This window comes from Bacillus sp. LR--39, assembly GCF_053613335.1.
Genome location: NZ_JBSIOT010000121.1, coordinates 1 through 1,538 on the forward strand (window position 1 = coordinate 1; position 1,538 = coordinate 1,538).

A 1,538-nucleotide genomic window follows, 5' to 3' on the forward strand; every position below is an offset into this window, starting at 1 on the left:
TTTATTGTCACTCAACAGTTTCGTCATGTTAAATTTTGCATAGCGTATGTTTTGCGCTTTTTGTTGGTAGGACCCCGTGTTTAAAAGTTAAACAAGGATTAAGATTGAGACGCCCTGACACTATTTCATAGGTGTTTTTATTTTGGATTCAGAATCTGGGTTTATTTTTCTAATGAAAGAATGGATGTCTGAATAAATCCGAAAACCAACATTCCAATTGGACAAATGCACATTTTTACTTCCTTGCATATACTGCTATGGGCTTCATGAAAGGAGTGTGTTGAAAATGAGTGAAAAATGGAAACTTAGTGATCCGTATGTTTATCAAGCTTTAATGGGACTTCACAATCAATCCCTTGCTGTTCAAACGACCCACGGCTCTGTACGAGGTGTATTACGAGAGGTCATGCCTGATCATATCGTCATCATGATGGGCGGGACACCATTCTATGTACGTACAGCACAAATAATTTGGTTTCATCGAGAATAAGCCAAGCTCCATCCAACATATGATGAAAATGATTATTGTTTACGGATGGAGGTGTAAAGCTTATGATGAAACGCGTGAATAAAATTGCCATTGAGTTACCATATCCAGAACATGGCGATATGAATGCTGCTGCAGCTGTACAAGAATTAATGGGTGGAAAATTCGGTGAGATGTCCACCTTAAACAATTACATGTTTCAATCCTTTAATTTCCGCGGTAAAAAAAAGCTAAAGCCCTTTTATGATTTAATTGCAAGTATTACAGCGGAGGAATTTGGCCATGTTGAATTAGTAGCGAATGCAATTAATCTGCTCTCGATTGGCAATACCATTCCTGGCAATCCTGATACCGCCCCACTGCAAAATGGAAAGGATGCCCGTTATTCTACACATTTTACAACCACTGCTCAAACAGCTTTTCCAGGTGACGGGATGGGAAGACCGTGGAATGGGTCGTATGTAAATAACAGTGGAACGCTCGTTGAAGATCTACTCGCCAATTATTTATTGGAAATCGGTGCTAGAAACCACAAAATGCGTGTGTATGAAATGACGACCCATCCGACTGCCTTAGAGATGACCGGATACTTGCTTGTCAGAGGTGGGACTCATATTATTGCCTATGCAAAAGCACTAGAAGTAGCTACAGGTGTGGATGTGGGTAAAATGCTTCCAGTTCCAAGTTTGGATAATAATAAGTTTGATTATGCCAAAAAGTTTATGGATCAAGGATTGTACAATGTGTTGTATACATGGGGAGAAGCGGATTATCGTGATATCAACCAAATTTGGAAAGGTGCAAACCCAGAAACAGGTGAAAGGCTGCATGTAATTGACGGAATGCCTGAAGGTGCGCCTGTACCCGATTTTCCAGAACTTCCAGAGCAATTCGCTCCAGGGATTGATTTGGATGATTACTATCGTATTTTAAAACGTTTAAAAAGCAATATGTAAACTTTAATAAAGAGCCACTGTAATTAATCATAATTACAGTGGCTTGTTTTTCTTTCTGCCTTAAATAAAGGTAGGGGTGTAAAAGAAATTGAAGT

The 1,538-nt window shown here is 39.2% G+C and carries 2 protein-coding genes; both read left to right on the forward strand.

Going from position 1 to position 1,538, the window contains the following annotated elements:
- Positions 1-286 precede the first annotated feature (286 nt).
- Complete coding sequence (locus ACWHAR_RS20955; RefSeq protein ID WP_017697720.1) at positions 287-490, forward strand: YuzF family protein; 204 nt, start codon at positions 287-289, stop codon at positions 488-490.
- Between the two features lie 62 nt (positions 491-552).
- The gene (locus tag ACWHAR_RS20960; protein ID WP_041054396.1) at positions 553-1,443 is read left to right on the forward strand and encodes a manganese catalase family protein; all 891 of its coding nucleotides are present in this window, start codon (positions 553-555) and stop codon (positions 1,441-1,443) included.
- The last annotated feature ends 95 nt before the right edge of the window (positions 1,444-1,538 follow it).

Bases quoted from the DNA above. Each gene is read 5' to 3' on its own strand.
- ACWHAR_RS20960 (WP_041054396.1), top strand. From the start codon at position 553: ATGATGAAACGCGTGAATAAAATTGCCATTGAGTTACCATATCCAGAA.
- ACWHAR_RS20955 (WP_017697720.1), top strand. From the start codon at position 287: ATGAGTGAAAAATGGAAACTTAGTGATCCGTATGTTTATCAAGCTTTA.